The 6109-nt window shown below is 44.4% G+C and carries 2 protein-coding genes and 2 pseudogenes; 1 reads left to right on the top strand and 3 read right to left on the bottom strand.

The window, feature by feature from the left end; all coding sequences use genetic code 11:
* Nucleotides 1-18 precede the first annotated feature (18 nt).
* From H6F88_RS07145 to H6F88_RS07135, 3 genes and pseudogenes are all read right to left on the bottom strand, one after another.
* A pseudogene (locus tag H6F88_RS07145) lies at nt 19-186 on the bottom strand (IS6 family transposase); the annotation flags it as partial.
* A 58-nt stretch (nt 187-244) separates the two neighbouring features.
* A pseudogene (locus H6F88_RS07140) lies at nt 245-334 on the bottom strand (PDDEXK nuclease domain-containing protein); the annotation flags it as partial.
* A gap of 111 nt (nt 335-445) precedes the next feature.
* A complete protein-coding gene (locus H6F88_RS07135; protein ID WP_190642058.1) occupies nt 446-559 on the bottom strand; it encodes a GlsB/YeaQ/YmgE family stress response membrane protein in 114 nt (37 codons plus the stop codon).
* A 104-nt stretch (nt 560-663) separates the two neighbouring features.
* Between H6F88_RS07135 and H6F88_RS07130 the strand changes: the two genes are divergently transcribed.
* On the top strand, nt 664-5826 hold the full coding sequence (locus tag H6F88_RS07130; protein WP_190642057.1) for an adenylate/guanylate cyclase domain-containing protein: 5163 nt from the start codon (nt 664-666) through the stop codon (nt 5824-5826).
* Nucleotides 5827-6109 lie beyond the last annotated feature (283 nt).

The raw sequence follows: 6109 nt of genomic DNA, 5'->3' as shown, positions 1-6109 counted from the left end.
GTCCAGTTCTGGTCCTTACCGTAAAACCCAGCGGTTGATGGTTGAGTGATCCACTCCCATGCCGCGCTCCTGCATCATCTCCTCTAGGTTCCGCTAGCTGAGTGAATAGCGGCGGTACCACCGCACGTTCAGCAAGATGATTTTTGGCAGAAAGTGATGCCATTTGAACAAGGAATCGGTCGTCATTTAGAGCAGAGCTAGAGAAAATTGAGCTTCCACACCCTACCATTTTTGCGACACAACCATATTGACTGCCAACAAAGGAGAACCCGACCCCTAACTCTAGCAAAAACTCTCGAATATGCTGGATGAGAGCCGTTTCTAGCTCTCGCTCTAAAGGGCTGTGTCGCAAAATTTTTTGAATCGCTGATTTTGATATTGAAAGCTGCCTTGCACAATCGTTCCAGCATTAGACATCCACAGGTCTAGAACACTACCCATCCCTCTAAATAGCGCGGCGACGTTGAATGAAGTGCAGAATGACCAACAACACGACTGCACCAATAAATGCAATAAAGATAGTGCCAGCAAGCCCAGGAAAGGGCGAGGCGAGTCCCATTCAACCTGACAGTTTCGTATTATTTGATATCAATTTTCACTGGGTAAGCAATGATTGTATAAGATTGCTCTGAATTGTATCTATTTATCCTTGGTTAAAAGTTCATGGTCGAACTATCCAGCTACAAAATCCAGGAATTGCTGTATGAAAGTGACAATTCTGGCGTGTATCGGGCTGTAGGACTGGACAAAGTAGAACCGGTCATTCTTAAGGTACTCAAACAGGGCTACCCGACTCGGGCAGAGCTAACTCGCTACCGTCATGAGTATGAGATGATTCGAGGCTTATCTGGTGAGGGAATTATTCAAGCCTATGCACTGGAAACCCACCAGAAGTCGCTAGTCATTGTTCTGGAAGATTTTGGTGCAGAGCCCCTATACGGTGTTATTCAGAAACAACCCTTGGCGATCGAGCCGTTTCTAAAGTTAGCGATCGCCATTACCCAGGCGCTATCGCAGATTCATGCGGCTCATGTTATTCATAAAGATATTAATCCATCCAATATTGTTTTTAATCGTCAGACTAATTGTGTAAAAATCATTGATTTTGGTATTTCAACTCGCATCAGCCAGGTCAGTTCTAGCTTAAAACATCCAGATGTTTTGGAAGGAACCCTAGCCTATATTTCTCCAGAACAAACTGGACGAATGAATCGGTTTTTAGATTATCGAACTGATTTTTACTCGCTTGGAGTAACGTTTTATGAGTTGTTAACGCAACACGTGCCGTTCCATTCTGATGATGCCTTAGAACTCGTTCATTCTCATCTAGCAAAGCAACCGCTTTCTCCAAGCGAAGTTAATCCTGCAATTCCTGAAGTGGTTTCCAATATCATCTTGAAACTGCTTCGGAAGAACCCTGAAGACCGTTATCAGAGTGCACTAGGCATTCAATTCGATCTGGAATATTGCTTGGAAAAATGGAATGCACAGGGCGCGATCGCGCCTTTTCCGTTAGGACGTGAGGATTACGTCACCCGGCTCAACATTCCCCAGAAACTTTATGGACGGCAGCAAGAATTAGAGACGTTGTTAACCGCTTTTGATCGAATAGCAACGCTCCAAGGGGGTCAAACGAAGCAGCCTGCTTCACCGGAGATGATCTTAGTGACGGGATACTCTGGACTCGGAAAATCTGCGCTAGTGCGGGAGATTTATAAACCCATCACTGAGAAGCGAGGCTACTTTGTTACCGGAAAATTTAACCAACTTCAAAGAACAACTCCCTACAGTGCGATCGTTGCTGCCTTTAGCGATTTAGTCAAGCAACTTCTTACAGAAAGCCAGGAGTCTTTGCAGCAATGGCAAGCTAAATTATTGGCTGCATTGGGTAATAGTGGTCAGGTCATTGTTGATGTCATCCCAGATATTGAATTAGTAATTGGACGACAACCTTCTGTGCCATCGCTTGAACCGACTGAAACTCAAAATCGCTTCAAACTCATCTTTCAGAAACTAGTTTGCACCTTTAGCGATCCAGCCCATCCACTGGTTATTTTTCTTGATGATCTGCAATGGGCAGATGTAGGAAGTTTGCAACTCATTCACCTCATGCTCACCGATCGAGAAATGCGATCGCTGCTTCTGATTGGAGCCTATCGCAGCAATGAGGTTAGTGACACCCATCCGCTTGCGATGACTTTAGAAGAACTGAAATCACTGGAAGTGCCTTTGACTTCTATTGATCTTCATCCGTTGACCGTCGATCATCTCAATCAAATGTTGGCAGATAGTCTCCATACAGATTTGCAAAGCACGTTCACTTTAGCAGAATTAATTCATTGCAAAACAAATGGAAATCCCTTCTTTGCTAGCGAGTTTTTGAAGACACTTACAGCCGAGAATTTGCTTCGTTTTGACTTGAAGCAGCGAATTTGGACTTGGGATGTTGAGCAAATTCAAGCCCAGAATATTACCGATAATGTAGTGGATTTGATGATGGGAAAGCTACAAAAGCTTTCTCCTCAGACACAACAAGTACTTTGTTTGGCAGCTTGTGTCGGTGCTAATTTTAATCTGGCGACTCTTTCCATTATTGGACAACAACCCCCAGAAGAGATTTTTACTGTTCTTTTTCCTGCCATTCAAGCAGGCTTAATTCTCACAATTTCTGAGCCGGATGAGCAGTTTTTGATTCAAAACTATCGCTTCCTTCATGACCGAGTTCAGCAAGCAGCCTATGCACTCATTCCAGAGCAGCAAAAGCAAAAACTTCACCTTCAAATTGGGCAGCTTTTACGAAATAAATTGCAGTCTGCGAATGAGGATGAAGAACTTTTTAGTATCGTTGATCATCTCAATATTGGGCGATCGTACCTTGCTACTTACACCGAGCAACTTGATTTGATTGAGCTCAATTTAAGAGCAGTCCGCAAAGCAAAAGAATCAACTGCTTATCAAGCTGCCCATAGCTATTTATCGATTGGGTTAGAATGCCTTCCTACAGATGCCTGGCAAAATCAGTATCATCTGACGTTAGCTCTTCATCAGGAGCAAGCAGAAGTTGAATATTTAATTGGTAATCTTGAGTCTTCCAAACAAATTCTAGATACAATTTTGAGCTATGCTCATTCGGTACTGCCTCAAGCCGAGGCTTATAATCTGTTGGTGGTTCAATCTACTCTTCAAACAGATTACGCTAGGGCTTTAGAATATGGACGAGAGGCACTTAAGTTATTAGGCATTGAGTTTCCAGCTAACCAATTCGAACAAGCTTTTGAACAGCAATATCAGCAATTTAAAGCGCGTTTAGGCGATCGCCCCTTTTCTATTCTGCTTCACCAACCCGACATTACCCAAGCTGAGAAACAATTGGCAGTGAAGGTGCTCTCCAATATGGGATCAGCGGCCTATCGCTATAGGCAAATTATTTGGCAGGTTGTGGTGGTGGTTTCTGTTTCCCTATTTTTGAAATATGGCAATGTTCCAGAATCCTGTTACGGCTATTCCAACTATGGAACTCTACTGGGATCAGTTCTAGGTGATTACGCAATGGGTTATGAATCTTGCTTAGTTTCATTGCAATTAAGTGAGAAATATCAAAACTCAACTCAGCGATCGCGAGTATGCTTCATCCTCAGTAATTTTGTTCATTCCTGGGTTCAGCCTGTCTGTTTGGCAGATGCAATCAATCAAGATGGAGTACGTTCCGGTCTTGAATCAGGAGAATTTCAATATGTGGGCTATTCTCTCAGCTATCGCATTTCTAATTTAATGTTTCAAGGAAAACCGTTAAAGGAATTAGACGACTTGGTTACTGAGTCTTTGGCGTTTTGCCGGAGTGTAAAGAACCAGTGGGCGATCGATGTTTTGCTCGGCTACCAGCTTATCTTTGCAAATCTCGCCGGACAGACTACCAACTCGTTAAACTTTGATCAAGAGACGCTCAAGGAAGCTGATTATCTTCAAGCTTGTGCTGATCACAAAAGCTTAAGTGCATTGTGTCGTTATTTCATTGCAAAAGCATTTATTTTGTATCTTCACCATCAAGATGATGCAGCTTGGATTTGTATCGAGAAGGCATTGGAGTTGCAAAACTATATTTTGGGTGTGATTTCAACTGCGGATCTTCATTTTTATGCTGCATTGATCCTACTGCGATTGAGCTTAAGAGCATCGTATGAACAACGCACAGTTTATCAGCAACAGATTGCTGAACACTATGCCAAGCTTGAACAGTGGGCAAACAATTGTCCTGAAAACTTTCAGCATAAGGTTTGGTTGCTGGATGCAGAACTCGGGCAACTGCGAGGCTGTTCGTTAGAAGAAACACTCGATCGCTATGACCGAGCGATCGCTGCCGCTGCAACTCAAGGCTTTCTCCAAGATGAAGCGATCGCTTATGAACGATCCGCCGAATTTTGGCTGGCTCGTAAGAAGCCGAATTTTGCCTACAGCTACTGGCAAAAAGCTTGCTACACCTATGAAGCGTGGGGCGCAAAACGTAAGGCAGAAACGCTAGAGCGTGAGGCAGAACCGTTTTCTGAGAATATGCACCGCCAGCCTGACGTAGTGCGGCGTTCCAGAAGTATGACCACAACTGATCGCTCATCTAATGGATCATTCGATTTGAGTACGCTGCTAAAGGCGTCTCAGGCGATCGCCAGCGAAATTGTGTTAGAAAAACTTTTGGCACGATTAATGAGTGTGTTGGTAGAAAATGCAGGTGCTCAACGAGGTCATTTGGTGCTGGAGTCTGATGGTAGGTTTTGTATCGAAGCTACCAGCCAAGTAGATAGTGAATCCAGCGTGGTGTCCTCCCTGCCGTTGGCGGAACAGATTCCCATTAGCATCATCAACTACGTGATTCGCACGCGAAAAAGTGTAGTGCTTCATCGAGCAACTGAGGAAGATTTTAGACAAGACCCTTACATTCAGCACTATCAGCCTCAATCAGTGCTGTGTATGCCACTGATCCATCAGGGAAACCTGTCTGGCATTTTGTATTTAGAGAATCACTTGATTGCTGGCGCTTTCACCCACGATCGCCTGGAAGTGCTCAAAGTTCTGTCGGCGCAGGCAGCAATCTCTCTAGAAAATGCCCGCTTGTATGCCACCCTAGAACAGAAAGTCGTGGAGCGAACTCAGGAACTTGCAAAGGAAAAGGCAATTTCTGAGCGATTACTACTCAACATTTTGCCAGAATCGGTGGCAGAGCGGTTGAAGCAGCAGGAGCAGGCAATCGCTGATGGCTTCGATGAGGTAACCGTACTCTTTGCAGATATTGTCGGGTTTACCCAAGTTGCAAGTCATACTCCACCGCAGCAATTAGTGGAGTTGCTTAACCACATCTTTTCGCAATTTGATACATTGTGCGATTGCCACAGATTGGAAAAAATTAAAACGATTGGGGATGCCTATTTAGTAGTCGGTGGGTTACCAGAGCCGCGCCCTGATCATGCGCAAGCGATTGCACAAATGGCGCTGGATATGCAAAAGGTAATTTGGCAACTCATGAACTCACCATCTGTACAATTGCCTGACTTAATTCATAAACAAGGCATTGCAATTCGGATTGGTATCCACACAGGACCAGTGGTAGCTGGGGTAATCGGCACGAAAAAATTTACCTACGACCTCTGGGGCGATACGGTGAACGTCGCCAGCCGCATGGAATCTCACGGAAAGGGGGGCAAAATCCAGGTTTCCTCCACGACCTATGAACGACTCAAAGGAGCCTATAGATTTCAAAAGCGGGGGGTGATTAAGGTAAAAGGCTGGGGACAAATAGTGACTTATTGGCTATTGTCGCCTCAAGAAGTACAGTGATTCAGCAATGAATAAGCTTATGGGTTCATCACATCACTCTTTACATTTTTCTCGATCGCCCAGGTTGATATGCTCTAGTGGTTTAGACGGTATCGTCAACTTAACCGCTTATGTTCAAAATTAAGCACGATAATCCTTGAACCCTGCAGCGTTGCTCAATGTTACACAGCAACTGTCAAGCAAGTGATTTCTCGCCAATCTTCAAAGCGTTGGCGTAGCTGTTCTCGGTATCGTTTTGCACTCAGTTCATGTTGCTTCGGGTGAAAGTGTCCTCGAATCGGGT

Source organism: Oculatella sp. FACHB-28 (assembly GCF_014696015.1).
Taxonomy (GTDB): Bacteria; Cyanobacteriota; Cyanobacteriia; order Elainellales; family Elainellaceae; genus JAAUTN01.
This window is presented reverse-complemented; position numbering and strand designations above follow the sequence as displayed.